The organism is Paenibacillus andongensis (genome assembly GCF_025369935.1).
GTDB classification, from domain to species: Bacteria; Bacillota; Bacilli; order Paenibacillales; family NBRC-103111; genus Paenibacillus_E; species Paenibacillus_E andongensis.
The window spans coordinates 589104-609386 of the sequence record NZ_CP104467.1 but is presented as its reverse complement, the minus strand read 5'-3'; the positions used below and the strand labels follow the sequence as shown (position 1 = coordinate 609386).

Annotated in this window: 21 protein-coding genes; 9 read left to right on the top strand and 12 right to left on the bottom strand. The window is 46.7% G+C overall.

All coding sequences use genetic code 11. From position 1 onward, the window contains the following. Positions 1-13 precede the first annotated feature (13 nt). Complete coding sequence (locus NYR53_RS02850; protein ID WP_261303840.1) at positions 14-703, bottom strand: 3D domain-containing protein; 690 nt, start codon at positions 701-703, stop codon at positions 14-16. A 309-nt stretch (positions 704-1012) separates the two neighbouring features. Here NYR53_RS02850 and NYR53_RS02845 point away from each other — a divergent pair, with 309 nt between their 5' ends. Next, on the top strand, positions 1013-1354 hold the full coding sequence (locus NYR53_RS02845) for an ArsR/SmtB family transcription factor (protein WP_261303839.1): 342 nt from the start codon (positions 1013-1015) through the stop codon (positions 1352-1354). A gap of 2 nt (positions 1355-1356) precedes the next feature. Continuing rightward, entirely contained in the window at positions 1357-1890 is a 534-nt protein-coding gene (locus NYR53_RS02840) for an SRPBCC family protein (RefSeq protein ID WP_261303838.1), read from the top strand. A gap of 100 nt (positions 1891-1990) precedes the next feature. Here NYR53_RS02840 and NYR53_RS02835 read toward each other — a convergent pair whose 3' ends face one another. Beyond that, positions 1991-2704: a MerR family DNA-binding transcriptional regulator gene (locus tag NYR53_RS02835; RefSeq protein WP_261303837.1), complete on the bottom strand. Its 714-nt coding sequence runs from the start codon at positions 2702-2704 to the stop codon at positions 1991-1993. Between the two features lie 185 nt (positions 2705-2889). Here NYR53_RS02835 and NYR53_RS02830 point away from each other — a divergent pair, with 185 nt between their 5' ends. Then, the gene (locus tag NYR53_RS02830) at positions 2890-3519 is read left to right on the top strand and encodes a DUF5701 family protein (protein WP_261303836.1); all 630 of its coding nucleotides are present in this window, start codon (positions 2890-2892) and stop codon (positions 3517-3519) included. A 46-nt stretch (positions 3520-3565) separates the two neighbouring features. On the opposite strand, the gene NYR53_RS02825 is transcribed toward NYR53_RS02830, so the two are convergent. From NYR53_RS02825 to NYR53_RS02815, 3 genes are read right to left on the bottom strand one after another with little or no spacing between them, the layout of a single operon-like run. Then, positions 3566-4216 (bottom strand): hypothetical protein, encoded by a 651-nt coding sequence (locus NYR53_RS02825; RefSeq protein WP_261303835.1) that lies wholly within the window; start codon positions 4214-4216, stop codon positions 3566-3568. Between the two features lie 32 nt (positions 4217-4248). Continuing rightward, positions 4249-5142, bottom strand: coding sequence for an ABC transporter ATP-binding protein (locus NYR53_RS02820; protein ID WP_261303834.1), 894 nt, complete (start codon positions 5140-5142; stop codon positions 4249-4251). After that, positions 5142-5510 (bottom strand): GntR family transcriptional regulator, encoded by a 369-nt coding sequence (locus NYR53_RS02815; RefSeq protein ID WP_261303833.1) that lies wholly within the window; start codon positions 5508-5510, stop codon positions 5142-5144. The genes NYR53_RS02820 and NYR53_RS02815 overlap by 1 nt, the downstream gene beginning before the upstream one ends. A gap of 404 nt (positions 5511-5914) precedes the next feature. Here NYR53_RS02815 and NYR53_RS02810 point away from each other — a divergent pair, with 404 nt between their 5' ends. The 3 genes from NYR53_RS02810 to NYR53_RS02800 all read left to right on the top strand — a co-directional run bounded on the left by NYR53_RS02810 (position 5915) and on the right by NYR53_RS02800 (position 8457). Then, complete coding sequence (locus tag NYR53_RS02810; protein WP_261300830.1) at positions 5915-6235, top strand: helix-turn-helix domain-containing protein; 321 nt, start codon at positions 5915-5917, stop codon at positions 6233-6235. Next, positions 6190-7167 carry an IS3 family transposase gene (locus NYR53_RS02805; protein ID WP_367618657.1) on the top strand — a complete coding sequence of 326 codons (978 nt, stop codon included), beginning with the start codon at positions 6190-6192 and terminating at the stop codon, positions 7165-7167. Before NYR53_RS02810 ends, NYR53_RS02805 begins: the two co-directional genes overlap by 46 nt. Positions 7168-7470: 303 nt before the next feature. Beyond that, positions 7471-8457 (top strand): metallophosphoesterase family protein, encoded by a 987-nt coding sequence (locus NYR53_RS02800; RefSeq protein WP_261303832.1) that lies wholly within the window; start codon positions 7471-7473, stop codon positions 8455-8457. Positions 8458-8553: 96 nt separating this feature from the next. Here the strand turns inward: NYR53_RS02800 and NYR53_RS02795 are convergent, their stop codons facing one another. From NYR53_RS02795 to NYR53_RS02780, 4 genes are read right to left on the bottom strand one after another with little or no spacing between them, the layout of a single operon-like run. After that, positions 8554-10746 carry a hypothetical protein gene (locus tag NYR53_RS02795; RefSeq protein WP_261303831.1) on the bottom strand — a complete coding sequence of 731 codons (2193 nt, stop codon included), beginning with the start codon at positions 10744-10746 and terminating at the stop codon, positions 8554-8556. Between the two features lie 21 nt (positions 10747-10767). Beyond that, entirely contained in the window at positions 10768-11946 is a 1179-nt protein-coding gene (locus NYR53_RS02790; protein ID WP_261303830.1) for an ABC transporter permease, read from the bottom strand. Then, positions 11943-12668 (bottom strand): ABC transporter ATP-binding protein, encoded by a 726-nt coding sequence (locus tag NYR53_RS02785; RefSeq protein WP_290429002.1) that lies wholly within the window; start codon positions 12666-12668, stop codon positions 11943-11945. Before NYR53_RS02785 ends, NYR53_RS02790 begins: the two co-directional genes overlap by 4 nt. A 34-nt stretch (positions 12669-12702) precedes the next feature. Then, positions 12703-14385 carry a permuted SH3 domain-containing protein gene (locus NYR53_RS02780; RefSeq protein ID WP_261303829.1) on the bottom strand — a complete coding sequence of 561 codons (1683 nt, stop codon included), beginning with the start codon at positions 14383-14385 and terminating at the stop codon, positions 12703-12705. A 221-nt stretch (positions 14386-14606) separates the two neighbouring features. On the opposite strand from NYR53_RS02780, the gene NYR53_RS02775 reads away from it, so the two are divergent. The 3 genes from NYR53_RS02775 to NYR53_RS02765 are packed head-to-tail and all read left to right on the top strand — an operon-like array spanning position 14607 to position 15845. Then, entirely contained in the window at positions 14607-14927 is a 321-nt protein-coding gene (locus tag NYR53_RS02775; protein WP_261303828.1) for an ArsR/SmtB family transcription factor, read from the top strand. After that, on the top strand, positions 14920-15363 hold the full coding sequence (locus NYR53_RS02770) for an SRPBCC family protein (RefSeq protein ID WP_261303827.1): 444 nt from the start codon (positions 14920-14922) through the stop codon (positions 15361-15363). The genes NYR53_RS02775 and NYR53_RS02770 overlap by 8 nt, the downstream gene beginning before the upstream one ends. Before the next feature lie 44 nt (positions 15364-15407). Further along, complete coding sequence (locus tag NYR53_RS02765; protein WP_261303826.1) at positions 15408-15845, top strand: cupin domain-containing protein; 438 nt, start codon at positions 15408-15410, stop codon at positions 15843-15845. Positions 15846-16250: 405 nt separating this feature from the next. Here the strand turns inward: NYR53_RS02765 and NYR53_RS02760 are convergent, their stop codons facing one another. The 3 genes from NYR53_RS02760 to NYR53_RS02750 form a co-directional block, all read right to left on the bottom strand. After that, the gene (locus NYR53_RS02760) at positions 16251-17366 is read right to left on the bottom strand and encodes a hypothetical protein (RefSeq protein ID WP_261303825.1); all 1116 of its coding nucleotides are present in this window, start codon (positions 17364-17366) and stop codon (positions 16251-16253) included. A gap of 541 nt (positions 17367-17907) precedes the next feature. Continuing rightward, positions 17908-19413, bottom strand: a complete 1506-nt coding sequence (locus tag NYR53_RS02755; protein WP_261303824.1) for a sensor histidine kinase — start codon at positions 19411-19413, stop codon at positions 17908-17910. Continuing rightward, the gene (locus tag NYR53_RS02750; RefSeq protein ID WP_029198880.1) at positions 19410-20093 is read right to left on the bottom strand and encodes a response regulator transcription factor; all 684 of its coding nucleotides are present in this window, start codon (positions 20091-20093) and stop codon (positions 19410-19412) included. The genes NYR53_RS02755 and NYR53_RS02750 overlap by 4 nt, the downstream gene beginning before the upstream one ends. Positions 20094-20283: the final 190 nt, after the last annotated feature.

Genomic DNA, 20283 nt, shown 5'->3' with positions numbered 1-20283 from the left:
ATTGCTTATCAATTTAAACATTCTCTCTATCTAGCAAATAAACTTTCACGTTCTTTTTCACGCCAAAATCCTGAGCCTCATTCAAATCATTCATGAACACATCAATTCTAGAACCGCGAATAGCCGAACCGATATCCTCCGCTTTACGAATGCCGATACCTTCAATGAACACCGTTGAACCTAGAGGGATTACAGCAGGATCCACGGCGATCGTGCGTCCTTCTTTGGCTTTAAGACCACTAAATGTGATGCCATACATGGGATGGGAAGCCTTTTTGCCTGTTGATTCAAAGCCAGCCGTATAAGCTGTAAGGGTTGTGTTCAACACTTTTTTGATAATTTTCTTTTGACCATTTGGTAAACCAATCTCTGATTCATTCTTCGGAATCGTTAAACTTTGACCAATCGTTAGTTGGTTCGGATTTTGAATATTGTTAGAGTTGATAAGGTCGTCTACGGTTACGCCAAAATCACGTGCAATTTTGAACAGCGTATCGCCTCGGTCCACTTGATACTGCGTCCTAGGCTGAGCTAGTTCAGCTTGAGCTGTTCCTTCCACAGGGCCTGCATTTCTTGCCATACTATACGTAGGAGGTAATTCCCCCCCATCTTCACTTTCAGGGTACGAATAGGCGGGCTGTACCTGCCACAAACAAAGCAGCAAAGGCAGCGTCAAAGTCACATAAAGAATTTTACGAAACATAGTAGTTCCTCCTCTTAAAAAATAGTAGAGTTATAGCTACTAGATTCGTCCAATTCGAAGATTTATATACGTCTCTTAATCATTTTTTCATATTTTAATAGATCGAGAACGCAAACCAAGGTGGACCAAGCGCTAAAAAAACAAACTAAGAAAGCATAAAGCAGTATACATAACGAATCTTGGCTTAAACTATAAATGTGAAATAAGAAAAGACTGCCGGTGAGGCAGTCTTTTTGCTATTCAACAAATTGCGATTGCATCGACAAATATTCCTTGACAGGAATATTCCATACGGAGTATATTATGTGTATGAATAAGACTTTCAGTGCTCTAGCCGAGCCAAACCGCTTGCACATTGTCGAGCTTTTGCGTGACGGCCCCCTTACTGTCGGGGAAATAGCAGATCGGCTTGAGCTTCAGCAGCCACAAGTATCCAAGCATCTCCGCGTGCTGAGTGATGCAGAACTTGTCGAGGTACAACCCGCCGCGAATAAAAGAATCTATAAGCTGCAGTTTCAGTCGCTCAAAGAGCTGGATGGCTGGCTGGACTCTTTCCGCCGCATGTGGGAAGAGAGATTCAATCGCTTGGACGATTATTTGCAGCAATTGTTAGAGAAGGAAAAGAAAAAACAATTTGATTTGGAGGATTAGACATGACTCAAGAAAAAGCAGGGAACAACTTCAATGCCACATTAGAAGGAGGAGAGTTGGTTCTTACTCGTACTTTCAATGCACCACGCGACCTCGTTTTCAAAACGTGGACTGAGGCTGAACATTTAGCTCGCTGGTGGGGACCAACAGGCTTCGAATTAAGCGTGCACACCTTAGATCTACGCCCAGGCGGTATCTTCCACTACAGTATGAAATCAGCTGAAGGCTTTGAAATGTGGGGTAAGTTTGTCTACCATGAAGTTAATTCCCCTGAGAAGCTCGTCTACGTAAATTCCTTCTCCGATGCTGAGGCTAACACTATCAGAGCTCCGTTTAGCGAAAGTTTTCCGCTGGAAATAATGAATAAATTATCTTTCACTGAAAATGAAGGAAAAACTACACTAATCATGCGTGGAGGACCTATTAATGCAACGGAGGAAGAACTTAAGTTCTTTGAGGGCATGTATGATTCCATGAAACAAGGATTCGGCGGAACGTTCGATCAACTCGATGCTTACTTAGTCAAAGTCGTATAAGCGTTTTTGCTGGTTAAAAGATGTTTTTTGCGCCACTCTAGCTGCACTTGCCGATCCGGGCATGCCGCAAGGGTGGCGTATTTTTCTTTTTTGGGAGATATTAATCAAGCAAATTCAACAATCGGCAAAGCCGGTATAAATAGGACATGCCGCGAAGCTGCTCTTTGTTGATTTTGACTAAGTAGTTTAAGGAATCCTGAGCGACCTTTTTGACATGTTCCACATCATGAACATTCATCTCCGCAATGGCTTGCTTGAGATCAACAAGATCTACGGAATAAACGGCTTGCCGCAAAGCGCGAAGCAGTGAAATTTTACGCATTTGAGATCGACTAAATAGGCGATAGCCATTTTCAGGATCCCGTGATGAGGTAATGAGCCCCACCTTTTCCCAGTGTCGGATGGCTGAGCTTGGGATGGACGTTTCCGCTGAAACTTCTCCGATGGTCATCCATTCTTTTATTACGTTTGAATCGAGGCTGGTCTTAGGTTCCTGAGTCTCTAGAATTTGAATGTTCCTATCTGCCAACGTTTTATCGCGATGGAGATCGGCCTGGCTGTTATTGATCAACCAAAGGGCAGCATCTACTTCTTTTAATTGAATTTTCCGAAGAACCTCGGATGTTACATCCATACCAAACCCTGGTGCCATTGCTTGAATACACTCAAAATAAGCAATATGTTCTTCGGTGTAAATCCGATAACCGCTGGATGAACGTTGCGTAGGAGGAACAAGTCCATTCGTTTCATAATTCCTTAAGGCACTTGTACTTAGCTTAAGTTTTCTGGCAATATCAATTGGCCGCAAGTTCATGTATTCACCTCGGGCTGATCTTCACTTTTCCATTAAGATTAAATCTCATTTATAAAGTTTTCACAAGAACTGCCCCATATTAAAGGTCAATCCTTCAATTAGTTTACCATTGGCATTAATGTTGTAAAATGATTTTATATAAAAAAGAAAGATTGTTGGACAAAGAAGGAAGGAGTTGAATCGCCTTGTTAACTGATGAATTCGATCGGCAAGTCGAAAACCTAGTGGATAAAGGCTACCCTGACATTGCTGGGTTAACCAAGGAGGAATTTAAGCAGCAGCTCGAACCTCTCAAGGATAGAGTCAAGGAGCTCGAAAAGCTAAAAAAAGAACCGCAAGCAGGATATGTTCGGTTCGTCATCGTCGTTCAGAGCGACTGGGTAGATGGTGAAAAAGCGATGCAGCTTGTTAAGCGAAATAATAAAATGGGCTTTAGCGTCATGGATGCAGATGATATCAAACGCTTTAAACCTATTGAGGGTATTGAGCTTCCTACTGGTATCGCCTATCTGGCGGTGGATATCGATACAGGTAAAGAAACGCTTAATATCACTCCAAATGAAGCGATCAAAACCATTAAGGAGAAACATCGCACCCCCCTTACCCTCGAGGAAGGCATTGCCTTGATTACTCATTTCCCGGATATTTTACAGAAAAATAACGGCTTCTCTCTGCTCGGTTCTCGCTGCAGTGACCGCAGAGTGACCGCTTTATGGATTAGCGGCGGTAAGCCAAAATTAGGATGGTGCTGGGCAGGTAATCCGCATACTTGGCTTGGTTCCGCTTCTTGCGGATCTCGATTAGGATGTGACTGAACAAATAGAAAAAGCCATTGCAGCTGCAATAGGCTTTTTCTCAGTTCTAAACTGTCGCTCTACGAAGCAAACCATAAGCTGCAACTAAGTACACGACAACCAAAGGCACCATCCACCAGAATATATCCATATAACTGTGAATGATCCAATCCACGAGACCGCCCCACAATCCAAAGTGTGTAAAAATATAGGAAACTACCGTACCAATCAAAAGCAGGGATGTAAAAAAGATATACATCGAAGCCCCGCCGAAACGACGGTGTAAACTGGATATTGCAAACCCGAGGAAATACATATGAAGAAGCATAATCAGATAAATACCAAACGTGCCTATCAGCGAAAGATCGTTTAGAAATTGGACATTAAAAAGGTGCAATCGAACCCACCAGCCATTGGTCGCCTCTTCAATCACAGACAGGATGGCAAGTGCTAGAGCTGAACTAACATTAACAATAGTAGCTGTCACAGCTGTCCCAAAGAAATAATCCTTCCTACGAATACTCAGTCCCAAGGCAAATGGGAAGGTTTCCTTAATAGTGACCGTTCCTGCTACAAAGGTGTAGATGAAAATCGAAATGATCGCCCCAGTATTTATAGATTCACCTACCTCTAGCGACAGCGCTATGAGCAGATTGATCAAAAAGTTTGCCCCGATAATGCTCCACGGGATAGCCAACGATGTCATTTTGCTCCTCATATGGAGTTTTACTACCTGTTTCACTTGATTCATTATTCCTCAGACCCCTTTCCCGCGATTGACGTGCGTGTCAGATGAACGATAAGCTGCTGCATGGAAACTGGAGCGAATTCAAGCCCCATCGCCTCCGCTTCCTTCCGATCCCGGTCACTCAGAGCACCAAGAATCGTAGCCGATGCAGCCGCACCTATCGCCGTGCGTTCAAGCAGCTCTTTGCCTCTCGTGAATGAATCCACAGCTGTCGCTAGACCTGAAACCGTGCAAGCACGACCGCGAAGAGCATCCGCATCTTCATTCATAATCAATTTGCCGTTATCGATAACCAGCACATGCTCGAGCAAGCGGCTAACTTCGTCGATAAGATGTGTGGAGAGAATAACCGTCCGTGGAAACTCGGCATAGTCTTCAAGCAAGCGATCATAGAATAGGATTCTTGCCACAGCATCCAGCCCCAAATAAGGCTCATCGAAAATGGTTAATGGAGCACGGCTTGCCAGACCAACCACTATACCGACGGATGAAAGCATCCCTCTGGATAGTTTTTTTATTTTTCTTTTCAAAGGCAGACGAAAATCTTCAATCAAAGCATGCGCATAAGTATGATCCCAGTTCGGGAAAAGCGATCTCGCAACCTCGATTACATCTATGACACGGAAGGTATCTGGGTACTTCTGGCTTTCTTTAATGAAGCAAATCTGATTGAGCACCCGGCTGTTCTCGTAAGGCTCTTCCCCAAATACCTTCAACTCGCCGCTTGTAGCGAACTGTTGAGATGAGATCATATGCATGATCGTCGTTTTGCCTGCACCGTTTCTGCCTAGCAAGCCATAGATTTTATTTGCTTCAATCGTGAAACTAACATGATCCACTGCCGTCACTTGGCCATAGGACTTGGTTAGTCCTTTCACTTCCACAATGTTGGTCATCACTCTTTCTCCCCTCTGCGCACCATTTCCGTCAATTGCTCTACGGTAATCCCGAGCTTCTCGGCTTCTTTCACCATCGTCACGACATATTGCTCATAAAATAGTTCTTTCCGCTTCTCCATCAGCTTCGTTCGCGCTCCCTCCGCTACAAACATGCCAATCCCTCGTTTCTTGTACAAAATCCCTTGGTCTACCAACAAATTAACACCTTTCGCTGCTGTCGCCGGATTAATTTGATAAAAGGATGCAAACTGATTCGTAGAAGGCACTTGCGATTCCTCCGGCATTCTTGCCTCAATAATGTCGTCTTCAATTCGCTCTGCAATTTGCACAAAAATCGGGCGGCTATCGTCCATCATTAGTCCCATTTCTCTCACCACCACGTTGGTTAGTTACTCATGTAATTAACCATACAACCAACTGACTTAAAAGTCAACATAAAAGCTGATATTTGGGCTGGGCGGCAAAATAAATAAATTCCCTAGGAACTGGGAATACCACTAGGAGTGGGAAGCTAGTTGCAATGTTGTACTTTGTGCAACATTAAGTGAGAGAATCCGCGAGTTGTCGGCGATTGTTGTAAAAAATACAACACTTAGCTCAAAAACAGCCCAAACTTAAGAATTAATGCTTTTTTGTTGTAAAAACTACAACAATCTCAGCTTTATAAGAAAAAATAGACAAAAATGTTGTACGCCGCTCCTAGGCCCCCTAATTAAACTGGAGTCCTCCCACCCAATAATTTAAACTAGGGACAAGGAGATGATTCAGTATGGGGAAAAGGCTGAAAGAAGAAGCACGGCTTAAAATTGTTAAGGAAGCATTGGCTGGTATTAAGGTGGGGGTATTAGCCCGCATGTATGACATCCATCCTGAAACCATCCGTTTGTGGATCAGAGATCACCGTGACTCTATTCCTCCGGAAGAAATCCCAGTGGCTGACGAGCATCTGCAAGAATTGCAGCGTCTACAAGATGTAGAACAACGCTATGAAAAAGCCGTTAAAGTACTTGGCGAGAAAGAGCTAGAGCTTGAGATCCTGCGCGAATTGCTAAAAAAGAAAGACCCCGCTTATCCGAGAAATTCGAAGTAGCAGAACCATTTATTAAGCGGGGTGAACCAGTAGCGTTGGTTCTGCGTATCCTTGGCCTTTCAGAGTCCACCTATTACGATCGTAAGAAGAGAGCTACCACCCCGCTATCTGAATGTTCCAAAGAAAGCCGGAGAGGGCGCCCTGTGCCTGGATACTCACATACGTTTACGGGTGAACAAGTGTGTGACGAACAAATCAACGCGTGGCTGCTTGAGCTCATAGAGGGCGAAGAACATGTCTATGGCTACAAGCTTCTTGCACAATGTATTCGTGACCAATATAACGTGAGGCTGGACAAAAAGAAATCGTATCGCTTATGCAAAGAGTTAGGCATTCTTCAAAAGCCACGCCAGCGCATACAGACACATCCGCGCAGGCTGCCGAAGAACCGAGTAGTAACAGGCTCCAACCAATTATGGCAAATGGATATCAAGTACGGATACGTCATTGGACAGGAGCGATTCTTTTATATGCTCAGCATCATAGATGTGTTTGACCGTGTCGTCGTTAAACAGTACAGAGGTACGGTATGTGAGGCCAAGCATGAGGTCCAGACGCTTTGTTATGCGATACAGAGCCGGCTAAACCCTGGAGAAGAGATGCCTGTAATCCGTACAGATAACGGCCCGCAATTCGTAAGCAAACTGTTTGGAGATATGTGCGAGTGCCTAGACGTCGTCCATGAACGCATTCCGCCAAGGACGCCGAATATGAATGCTTACATTGAGTCGTTTCACAGTCTACTTGAACGTCACTTGTTCGGCATAAGAGACTTCATGACCTTTGAAGAGGCTTATGATGCACTCGATCGTTACATGGACTTCTACAATAACCGCAGGATGCATGGTAGTTTAAACCGAAAACCTCCGAAGATGTTTTCAGCATGGGTCAAGACGCTGGATGACACTTCTGCCTTTCATAAAGCGATGTAATAGCTTGAAAAAACGCGATATTCTACGCATGAATCATTTTTGGTGGGCAAGACTCCGGTTTTAGGGGGCCTAGCCGCGCCGTACAACTTCTCCCCCTAAATGCCGGGAAAGATAGCTACTCTGACATTGGGTTCCAATCGTTCACTCCTAGCTAAACAGAATCATAACCAGCAACCTATTACCAGAAGGAAATCGCTCACTAAGTGAGCTTGAATGTTTCCTACGATCTAAATCTGCACGATCTATCGCTAAAGCAAGCTAAATAAGGACAACCGATAAGTCTAATTGGAAGGTGAATACCAAATGAAATCTTTAAAGCTGCGAATACTTATCCTTAGTTTTCTTCTATTGTTGACCTCGGTGCGAGACACAACCTTGGCTAGCGAACAGGTGGAACAGCCGCTGGCTGCGCCGCTGTTTTCGTTCTCCGTGATGAGTGATGTTCACATCACTTCCTACGACCAGGTCGCGCAGCTGCGGCTGAGCCAAGCGCTGGCCGATCATCACGCGCTGCGCCCGGACAGCAAGCTGCTCGTCTTGAACGGCGACCTCACGAATGGGAGTGAGGCCGACTATCGCAGTTTGCTGGCGCTGCTCGGCCGCCAGCACCATGCCCCTGTGCATGCGACCATGGGCAACCACGATTACTACGGCGTGTGGCGCACGACGGAGGGTGGTTTGGATACATCGAAGATGAATCCAACATGGTCGAGCAAGCAAGCGGTCGCGTTGTTCGACCGCATGATGGGCTACGATAAGCCGTATCACGAGCTTATCGTGGAGGGCTACCGCTTCCTCTTCCTTAGCGGGGAAGCGTACAGGGACGTGAACGCATCCTACGGTGAGGATGCGTTCCTCTCGCCCGAGCAGCTCAGCTGGCTGCGCGAGCGGCTTACGGCCGCGGGCTCGGCGGACGCCGGCAAGCCCGTGTTCGTGTTCCTCCACCAGCCGCTGCCGCAGACGCTGGATGGCACGGATCGGGAGCTGGGCGTCGTCCAGCACGAAGAGCTGCGGGCGCTGCTCGATGCGCACCCGAACGTCATTCTGTTCAGCGGTCACACCCACTGGAACCTAGAAACGACCAGTCAAGTGAAGCAACTGAAGTTCCTTGCCGCTTCCAGCGCTTCCATCCGGGAGGTATGGAACGCGCAAAACGTGCCCGAGACGCAGGCCATCAGCCAAAGTCTCGTCGTGGACGTCTACAAGGACCGCGTGGTGATCATGCGCCGCGAACACTTCAAAAAACGATGGATTGAGCCATCCATCGCCAAAGGATACGACGTGAAGTAGGCGTCTCCGTGACAACCAAAAAAGACTGCCCGACAAGGCTAAAATAGCCCCATGCCTGGCAGTCTTTTTTTGTATGAATTACTTTTCCCATCAATACTAATGAAACTGCTTAATAAGTCTCTTAGCAGTCCCATTCGGCGTCTCAATGACCTCGTACATATTGACGACCACACCGGAGTCAACTTGCTCATTCTTCAAGCCAGTGACAACGACTTTTTGCTTGCCGCTGGTTAATTTCCCAGTCCCCGTGAGAGTTGCTGTTTGAGTGCCAACAATACGACCGAGGGAATCGACCATGTCGAATTCAATTTTGGAGAAATTCGAATCGATAATCACCTGATCTTCATGAGCAATGTCTAGATCCAGATTAAGTTGATAAGAGTACGTTCCACTGTTATAAAGCCAGCTTATCGAGCTGTCATTCACTTTGAGCGAGAAAGGATACAGGGCAAGCGTATCGCCTTCCGTCTCTTTCTGCATCGCTACCCGATAAGTACCGATAGATACATTGCCCTCGGATACAGATTTATCATCATAAACGTTCAATGCGAATGTCTCCTCATCCGATTGTGTTTTATTCGGAAGCAGGTAGGAATAGCTCACCACATAAGAACTTCCCGGTGTAATTTGAGTCGCAACTACGCTTTGGCGAGAGCCCGTGTAGGTGTTGCCTTTGCTGTCGATCAGTTCATTTTGAAGCTCCGGAAGGGCAAGGGTGCTTGTTCCGTTGTTCGTGATTTTATATTTAGCTACGGCTGTTTTGTAGCCTAGATCGTCGTTCTCGAGCGCATGCAGCTCCACTAAGGAGACATCTAGATTTTTGTTTACAACAGAGCTGTTGTTGAAATTTAGCTTGCTGCCAAGCTCATAGTTCACAGCAGTAGTAAAACCGCTTTGCGCTTCACTTGCCCCTTTAAGCTGAAAGACGGCAACAGGCATTTGACCGGTCGCAGCAGTTCCACTACTGCCAGACGTCGAGCTTGCAGAAGACCCTGAGCTGGCGGTTACTGTTCCAGAAGCCGTCCCGCCGCTCGATGTACTTGCTGTCGATCCAGTTCCTGAGCTACTCGAACTCCCCGCGCTAGCCTTCTGCCACAGCACCAGCTGAGCCGTATTCGGATCAACGCCCGTAGGCAAAATGCCGTTGAAGTAGTACGTTGCCGTCTCCTTTGAAGCCAGGTAACCGCTGCGGACGGAATTATCTGTCGATGTAACAGACGTGCCGGCGTCACCGAACTGATAAGAAGCGGAGAAGGATGGCACGGAAGCGATCGCCCCGCCGTCATTGCTGAGCGTGACAACGGTCTGCACATGCACACCGTCATCTTGAATCGAATATGTCGACATATTCGCCTTCACGGTGACCTGCTCGCCCTCCTGCTGCCCAGCATAAACTTGTTTGGCGCCAAGCGCAGTTGTTTGGAGCGAAGCGTTTAGACTTAACGTACCTAGCGAGACATCCTCGCTTTGATTCAAGTAATAATATTCCAGCGTGAGACCACTGGTCGGCATTTGCCTTGAAACGAGTGTTTTGAGCGTCATCGTATCCGATTGATTCGGTAGGAACGTTGTGTCGGAACCGCTGGCAACCGCCGCTGTATATTTCAATCCGTTAGCATCCACGAGCCTAACCTGTAGACCGGAAGGCAGCTTAACACTGCTCGAGCCTAAGTTTTTCACAGAAACTTGCGTGTACATGTGCCATTTTCCATTTTCCGTCACCCGAACGCTTTGGCCCAATTGGAAAGCAACGGAAGCATCATCGGAGAGCGTACTATCAAGTGCATGCAAATTAATTATTTGCTCTGGCACCTTGACCTGTCCCTCCTGCACAACCGAGGAAACAGGAAGATCGCCTAGATGATTCATGAAATCGGCTTTGCTAAAGTCCCAACGGAACACATCAACCTTAAGTTGATCTGCTGTTTCACCTGCTGGCAGGTTAGCGTAGAAGCGGAAGCTTTGATCCTGCCCGGGGAGCACACTTGCACTCTTTTTCTCGCTTAATTTCGCCGTGTAGCTGTGTCCTGCTTGATCCGTAACCCGTACCCCATATTGGTTAAAATCGATTGATTGGCTTTCCCCATTATGTAAAAGAACGGAAAATTGAAGCGAAGAGGACGAAAGTGCCGCTTGGTTTAATGTAAAATAGGAGGAATTCGAGATATAAATCGCTTCGGATGCCGCATGAGCAGCGGGAGCCACCCACGGCGCAGCCGCCAAACTGCCAGTCAACAGTAGGGCCAAGCTCATATTTTTGAGTGAAATCGATGTTAGTTTGCGAATCATGTTTTCATACCTCCTGTGGACCTAATCAAAACGCAGTGCGTCGATAGGTTTTAATTTTGATGCTTTATTAGCTGGATATAATCCGAAAATAACACCAACCAAGGCCGAGAATAGGAATGCGTAAAGCCCAATATTTATAGACAAACTCGTTTGTTGACTAGGGTTGATATAAGGCCACGCCAGAGATAAGCCAATCCCCAAAATCAATCCGATCAACCCACCCATGCCACTAATCAGCGTAGCTTCAACTAGGAACTGCAGTAAAATGTTTCTCCGCTTCGCGCCAATCGATTTCCGAATCCCAATTTCCCGGGTGCGCTCACTCACGGTTACGAGCATGATGTTCATGATGCCGATCCCGCCTACCAGAAGGGATATCGCCGCTACCGCAACTAGCTGATTGGTCAATGTACTGGAAGCCGTCTGTCTGGCGCTAATTAATTCGGATGAATTCAAAATGTTATAGCCCGTAGTACTTTTAAATTTATTAAATAAATACGCTTCTAGCGTTCTTTGTGCCCGGCTCACCTCATCGCCAGAAGCTGCTTCGACGTAAGCCGTCCGAATGTTGCCCAGCTTAAAGTCCCTGCTCATGGTAGGGAGAGGTACAAAAACCGAGCTATCGAGCGAAGTCCCGCTTGTATTGGATCCTTTCGTCTTGAGAACACCGATTATCGTGTACATATATCCGTTCACATTAATTTCTTCGTCAATCGGGTCATCCGTACCGAAAAACTGCTTGGCCACATCACTGCCTATGACCGCAACGTGATTACGGAAGTCCAGATCGGCTTGTGCCAGGAAGCGGCCGCTAGCGACAGTCCCCTTTTGCAAGCTTAGATATCGATCATTGGTACCAATGACATTGTAAGTCTCTGTTGTCCGGTCGTATTTGATACTAGTACTATTTCTAGTCATCGTCGGTGCAATTGCACTGATTCCCGAAGTATTCTCAAGCTGCATAACCTCATCATAATTCAGTTGTGTAGCTCGTCCGTTGCCCATCAGATTCACCGTCAGCAGGTTCGTCCCCAGTCCTTCGTACTGCTTTTCAATCGCCTTGGACGTGCCTTGGCCTATCGAAACTAATGTAATAACTGAGCTCACGCCAATGATAACGCCTAGCATGGTTAGCACCGTACGAAGCGGATTTGAACGCACCGTGGCCAGCGCCATTTGGAAAAGCTCCCAAATTCTCATGAAACCGCCCCCTCTAACTTACGTGCAGGTGTTGGGAGCAGTTCGTTTCTTTGATCGCTAATGATTTCTCCATCACGCAGCGTCACGACGCGTTTGGCATTGTCCGCAATGTGATGATCATGGGTGATCAAAACAATCGTGTTGCCTTGCTCATTCAGCTCCTTAATCAATTCCAGCACCTCAATGCCCGTCTTCGAATCCAGTGCACCAGTCGGCTCATCTGCTAGAATTAAGGACGGTGATATGGCCAAAGCTCTGGCAATGGCAACCCGCTGCTGCTGCCCGCCAGACAGTTCACTTGGCTTGTGATGACCTCGCTCACCCATCCCCAGTTTCTCCAGCATCCGCTGCGCCTGTTCTCTCCGCTGTTTGGATGAAATGCCTGCATAAATCATCGGCAACTCTACGTTCTCCATCGCTGTAAGTCTAGGCAGCAGGTTGAACTGTTGGAAAATAAAGCCGATTTTACGATTGCGCAGCTCTGCAAGCCCGTTGTCCGACATCTTCTCCGTCGCTACGCCGTCTAATGTATAGGAGCCAGAAGTTGGACTATCCAGAAGTCCGATTGTATTCATTAACGTTGACTTTCCCGATCCGCTGGGACCAATGATGGCAACAAAATCTCCTACCCCAATATGCAGGGTAATGCCGCGCAAAATCTGTAATTCCTCTGCACCCCGAGCATAACTCTTCGTTACCTCGTTTAGTTCAATGATATTCACCCGAATCACTCCTCTCCGTTGGGCTGGCTCCCGGCTAACGGCCCGTGCCTCCACCATTTTGCGTTCCGCCTCCACCAAAGCCGCCAGCTCCTCCGCCATTGAAGCCGCCTCCACCACCCGGAAAACCACCTGCACCCCCAGGGAACCCTTGCTGCTGTTGATTCGTTGTAGTCGCTCTGCGCACCGGCATCACGACCTCGTCGCCTGCGTTCAAACCGCTTACCACCTCAACCTGCGTTTTGCTGCGAATACCCACTTTGATTTCGTGCTGCTCTTCGAGCGAGCCATCCGCTTTTTTCAGCGTAACGGTAGACTTTCCTCTGGTTGTTGTAACCACTTGGATCGGAAGCACGAGAATATCTTTCTTATCTTGTATAGAAATTTCAGCCGTCGCCGTCATCGCATATTTCAAATCATTCTGATCCGTATTCGGAATCGCTACCACAGCATCATACGTTGTGACCCCATTCGTCGTTGTTCCTACATTAGATACGGAAGTCACTTCACCTTGGAACGTCTTTCCGGCGATAGCATCAACTTTCACGGTTACCTTCTGCCCCACCTTGACGCTTGTTAAATCGAGCTCATCTACGGCAATAGCCAGCTGCATCGTGCTTAGGCTCGCTACGGCTCCTAGGGTTGTATTGGCATTAATTTGCGCGCCTACTGGATAATTGCGAAGCACATTGTTTTTACTATTGGCAAAATCAGCCGAGAACACGCCATCGAACGGCGCCTTGATCGTCAATTGATTTACTTTCTGCTCCGCATCACTCACACGGATTTTCTGACTTTCAATGGCTGATTGCTTGCTAATGATATTGTTTTGAAGGTCGTCATTGAACAAGGTGGCGATCAATTCGCCCTGTTTCACCGTCTCTCCGTCTTTAAATTTCATGCTTTTTATCGTTCCGCTTGCCTCTGCAAAAATGGAAGATGTACGCACATACTCAAGCGCCACCTGCTCGGAGGAGTCGATTTTACCATCACCGCTGCCGATGCTGCCCTTTACCTTAAGACCCGCCGAAAGCGTCCCATCATTGCTAACCAGAACCTCCACTGTAACCACTTTATTCCCGTTAGCATCCGCTTTAATTTCACGGTCTATCGTATCCACGGCTCCGACCTTGGATAGTAAATAGCCATCGACGCTGAGCTCTACAGGGTCACCTTTTTTCAGCTGCACAGCTTCTTGCAGGGAGAATGGCAGCTTCACTTTAAACTGCGATGTATCTGAAATCGTGCCGATCTTCGTTGTTTTATTGACTTGACTGCCCACATCAAGATTGGCCGGTAATGTAAGCTTGCCAGACATGGAAGCTGCAACACTCATATGATTTTGTTGGTCCTGCAGATCTGCAAGCTCTTTCTCAAGCTGCTGTAAGCTGACCTGGGCTTCCTTGAGAGTCGTTTCCGTTGAAGGCACCGAAAGCTCGACTAGCACATCGCCTTTCTTGACCGCCTGATTTTGCGTCAAATTCATCGTTTTGATGATACCATCTATGGGGATCACAATATTTTGCTTGTCCTTGGCATCCAGCTGAGAAGTTCCTGATACCGCCATGGATATCGCCCCTTTGGACACTTTCATCGTAGTTTGCTGTGCTGCTGCAGACGCTGGCTGCGCCTTGCTATGTACGTAATAGTAAGTTCCCGCTCCACATAGAATGGCAGCTAGGGCCACAATGACCCATTTCTTCTTCCGACCTAATTTCATCCTTTATGCCCCTCTCCCAGGTACCCAGACTGTCCACCGCCCAGGCTATAACAATTCCTACTGGACTTAGTGTAAATGAGATCGCTGAAACCAGTCTGAGCGTAGGCTGAATATAAGTTGAACACAAGCTGAGCGTTTGCTGAAAACTAGTTCCAGTGGCATAAGCTAAAGTTTTTTTACAATGTTTGACATGCAACTAAATTGTTGCATATAATAGAGACATGGACAAACTTTTTAAAGCACTTGCAGACGGTACACGCAGAGAATTACTCGACCTCTTGTTCGAGAATAACGGACAATCCTTGGGAGAACTCTGTAAACAAATGACCATGACTCGTCAAGCTGTTACGAAGCACCTATTGCTGCTGGAAGAGGCAAATCTAGTTACTGTGGTTTGGCAAGGCCGTGAAAAGCTTCATTATCTTAACCCCGTACCTATCGGGGACATTTATCAACGATGGATCGGCAAGTTTGAGCGTCACCGGATCGAGGCATTAAACACACTAAAACAAGCCTTAGAGGAGGATTCAAAACTTGAATAAAACTTCATTCGTTTATACAACTTACATCGCGACTACACCTGAGAAGCTTTGGGCAGCTCTAACTAATAGTGAATTCACTAAGCAGTACTTTTTTGGTCGTGAAATCGTTTCAGATTGGCAAGTCGGATCTAGCTTTAAGTTGATGAATAAAGATAAGGTTGATCATTATGGTGAAGTTCTTGTATGTGAGCCGCATCGTTTACTCACAGTTAGCTGGAGCGTCAAAGACGTTGAAGGCGATCGAATTTCGAGAGTTACTTATGAATTAACACCTATGAACGATACTATAAAGCTGACGCTCCGACACGAGGATTTGTTAGAACAGGATATTCGCAAAGATGAAGGTAAGATCGAAGGATTTAATAATGGCTGGCCTGTCATTCTCAGTAATTTGAAGAGCCTGCTCGAAACAGGTAAAACCCTGCCAGCCTTTTAATTTAACGTTACTGATACAATTAGATCTAAGGAGAGGTGAACAAATTGGAGCCGAATCAAGTGAATTACTCCATTAACCATGCAGGTGCATTTTCGAATTTTGGAAACGTCACGGAAGGAATGATAAAAGGTAAAATTTTCCTGAAAGAATCCCTAAATCTTACGAGCATGGAAGTATCACTGAATAATCTGCCCCCAAAGGGAGAGATCCCCTTCTATCACAAACACCAAGAAAATGAGGAACTTTACATCTTTCTTAAAGGACAAGGTCTTATCCAAGTGGACGGAAACGAATTTGAAGTGATCGAAGGAACCTCGGTTCGAATCGCTCCTGACGGAGTGAGAGTGCTAAAGAATACGTCCGCTTCGGAAGACCTGCATTTTATCGTTATTCAAGCCAAAGAGAACAGCCTTTCCCAATGGGTGCAGACAGACGGGATAATCCTGGAACAACCTGTCGAATGGGGAAAGAGCGTTAAGTAATTCTAGGGAGCGAAACTATCTTAATCACGTTAAATATTGAGAGCGCTCGTGGCCTCAAGCTTTTTGGGTCAAATAATGACCCGTCGGTTCCATAGAACGTTAGCATGATAGAAGCAGCAGCAGTCTAAGACATTATTTTCAGTCCTAGTCCGCCGCTGTTTCTTTATAGGGTCAGTCTAAAAACTTATTTTACGCAGACTACCAATCTACGAAGCGGAATCGGACTACTCGGCCAGCGCCTCATCATTTAAGCATATTTTACATCACTAACGAGTCACTCCTCCGCCTCTCGCACACTTTAGTGATGTAAATCATCACTAAAGCGTGGAATCTGGACTTAATTGCTATCTCACCGGAACGGCAAAAAAGCCGCCCGCATAGCGAGCAGCCTCCTCCAATTCATTTTTAGCTCGTTGCAGCCGGAGCTGGTGTTGGTGCTGTTGGATTGGCAGACGGTGTGCCTGTTGGGCGCTTACGGTCAGTGCCTTTTTGCTCCACATGCTTCTTAATGGAATCCGTCATTCCGTCTTTGATTTTGCTGACGAGATCATCTTCACTGATGCCTTTAGCTGTAGCAACATCCAGGATTGATTTACCTGCTTCTAATTCCGTTCTTAGCTCATCTTGCGTGATGCCCAGAATTTGTGTCAACACTTCAGGGTTCCCGAAAAGCCCACCACCAGGGCCACCAGGGCCACCATGACCGCCGCCTCTACCTTCCCGACCACCTTCAGGACGCGTGCTTTGCACTTGTTTTGTCAATCGGTCGGATAAGCCGGACAATATTTGGTCTGCTTGTGCTTGCGTGATCTTCCCAGCTGTAACCTCAGCGTTGATAGCTGTTGTTTCTGCGGCAACTAACTTAGCTACATAGTCTGCTTCCGTTAATCCTTTTTCCACTGCAAAAGCCGATAATGTTTTGCCAGCTTTCAAAGCATCCTGCACAACACTTTGCTCTACGCTAAGAATGGTTGCTGTTTGTTCTACCAGATTGCCTCCGTGGCCTTTGCCCATACCCATGCCCCCGCGACCGCCTTCTCCACCAGGGAATCCGCCTTTGAACCCAGTCGCTTCAATACGCTTCGTCAACTGATCAGTTAGACCTTTGAGAACTTTATCAGCTTGTGTTTGTGTAATTTTGCCCGCTGTTACATCAGCTGTAATCGAAGCGGTCTCTGCTGCGACCAGCTTTTGCAAAAAGTCTGCTTTCGCCAGTCCTTTTTCCTCTGCAAATGCAGCTAAAGTTTTGTCCGCTTTCAATGCGTCCTGTACGACGCTTTCCTCAACGCCTAGGATTGTCGCTGTTTCTTTTACAACGTTCACACCCCTGAAGCCACCGCGGTCTCCGAAATCTCCACGACCTTTGCCTCCCGGTCCTGCGTTTTGAGTTGATGTGCTCGTTGAAGTGCCAGTCACCGTATCTGCAAATGCTTGATTATGTAAGGCTCCAACAAAACCAACTCCGAGTACAAAAGAAGCTACCAATGAACCTGTAAGAATTTTTCTACCGATGTTTTTCATAATTTGTTTCCACCTTTTTCTTTATTTTTTTGTTTCTTCCTTACAAAACCAAGTATAGACGCCTAACCTGAATCTCATCTGAGTGTAAACTGAAGATTGGTTGAGAGATTTCTGAGGGTTGGCTGAAAATAGCAGATGCCCATAAGGCAGCTCGCAGATGTAGTTTGGCTTGTTATCATTGGCCGGCTACCCTTCCATATCTCGAAACCAAATAGGACTGTCCCAAAACTCATAGTTGGAAAATTCAGCTCCCACTTTGTGAATTTCGGAACCTGAATACAATTTCCATTGGATTAACTCCAGTGGAAGTAGGGATTTGGCAGCCCGGAAGTCAATTCCATTGGATTTTTTCCAATAAAAGTACGAATTTCGAGATCAGAGAGTCGATTCCATTGAAAAAATTCCAATGGAAATATAAATTTCGTGCTGAATACAGCATTAGCCACCTTTTGCCCAAATAGAAGCTTCTGGGGGCTCTTTTTTTCTATAGACAAAAAAATGCCCCACCCCGACAAGTCGAGATAAGGCTCCTTCATCTAACCTATGGAAGCAGCAGCACTTTAAATGTACTACCTTCACCTACTGTGCTATGAACCTCAATCGTTCCGCCATGCAGCTCCACAATGGAGCGCGTGATCGACAGCCCCAATCCGGCACCGCCACTCCGCCTAGCCCTTGAGGAATCGATGCGGTAGAACCGATCAAACAAATGAGGGAGATGCTCAGGTGCGATACCCGGCCCATTGTCTTGCACAGCAATCTCGACACCTGCATCTGTCTTTGTTAACGAAAGCCCTAGTTGTCCGGTCAACGGATGCGTATGCTGAACGGCGTTGTGAAACAAGTTGAGTACGACCTGCTTGATTTTATCCGAATCATATAGACAACGGATCTGAGGCTCCAGCGTAAAAGTAACGGTTCTGTCTCCCGCCAGTAGACGAAGCTGAGGCTCCATCTCATGCAGCATCTCATCGAGCAGCCCTTCCGTTTTCTGAAAAGATGGCGTTCGATCCAATCTGGCAAGCAGCAGCAGGTCTTCAACTAGCTTATTAATGCGTACGGATTCGCCGTGCATAGACTTCAGCGCTTTCAGCAATGGCTCCGGCTGTTGATACGCTCCGCGAAGCAGCACTTCCAGAAAGCCATGAATCGAAGTCAGCGGTGTACGAAGCTCATGCGAGGCATCCGCAGCGAAGCGGCGCATTTGCTCTTTGGCCTCTTTTTCCGCCTCAAAAGAAAATTCCAGTCGCTCCAGCATACTATTGAAAGAAGTCGATAACCGGTCAATCTCCACCTGCCCCTGATGCGCAGGAAACCGCTCGCCCAGATTACCTGAATCGATTTGTTTCACGGTATCCACCATATTCGAAAGCGGCACCAACGTCCGCCTTAGTACGGGCAGGAATCCAAGCAGTCCTATAACCATTGCTGTCATGGACAATAGTAGAAAGGTAAACAACTGACGGAGCAGCAAATCTTTGATCGGTGCTGTGCTCGAACTCGCTTGAATAAGTCCTTGTACGCCTTGGGATCTCTCACGAATTTGATGAAAGACAATTAACTGTTCATTGCCATCTTTATCCTTCATGATTCGGTAATCGCCTGGTTTCAATTTCAATTTCAATAATTCCTGATATTCTTCCTTCGTAAGCTGCAAAGAGGTCGTTACATTTTCTGAAGATAACTGCTTGTAAGTCCCTTCACTATCGATCAAAGCAATGGATAAATCAGGAATGAAAATTCGGGGAAACTCTCCTCCAGCATTCTCCGAACGGTTACCACCGTTAGTGTCTCGTCTGGACATAAAAGGATTCTGGCCTCGATCCGGAAATTCCCCTGCCCGTTGCCACGTATTGGGAGGTAACGTCGCAAGCTGGTTGCGAATCGTTTCCGCCTTGTTCTTATACAGAAATTGCTGCATGAAAATATATTGGAATACACCAATCAGCAGCAGCAACGCAGACATCACCAACAAGGACCGCGATAGCAGCTGGAATTTCAGCGAACCGATAGCAAAATGCTCGGCAAACCGGCCCCGCCTTTTCATGTTAAGTCCATCCGATAACCGGCGCCGCGAATTGTGCGGATCAGCTTATGTTCTTTATCGCCTAGTTTATCGCGCAAGGAGCGAATATACACCTCGACGATGTTCTCTTCGCCACCGAAGTCATAGCCCCATACTTTATCGAGAATCATCGATTTGCTTAATACAAGTCCGTGATTAATTGACATAAATTTGAGCAACTCATATTCCGTAGGAGATAGCTCCAGCACGTTGTCATGCAGGCTAATTTCCTTGCGCCGATCATCCATGCGAAGCGGTCCAATGATCACTTCACCGAACAAGTTGGGGAAATGGTTGCGAATCCGCGCATAGATACGGGCAAGCAGCTCCTCAAAGCTGAACGGCTTAATCATATAATCATCGGCCCCAAGCGTGAGTCCCTTAACCCGGTCATCGACTTCATCCTTAGCCGTCAGCATGATAACTGCGACATTTTCCGTCTTTTTAATCATTCGGCAAACTTCGAATCCGTCCATCCCCGGCATCATCACATCCAGAATTGCGATATGCGGCTGAAATTTATTGCATGCTGTAATCGCACTGATCCCATCCTGAGCCGTCATAACCTCAAACCCTTCATTCGCTAAACCTAACTCCAGAAATTCTAAAATATGAGGCTCGTCATCGACGAGTAGAATTTTGATACCTTTTAATTGACGCATAGTTATAATCCCCCCGAAATTCATTGTACACGTTTTCTACAACCAGTATCCCATATCCTCCCTAAAAGCAATCTGAGCGGTTGCTGAAAGGTTGCTGAATGTTCGATATCCAAGCGCCATCAACCCTTCATGCAGACACATCTTAAGCAGAGTATCTGTCAGCTGAAACTCGTTCCCCGCTCCCCGTTCA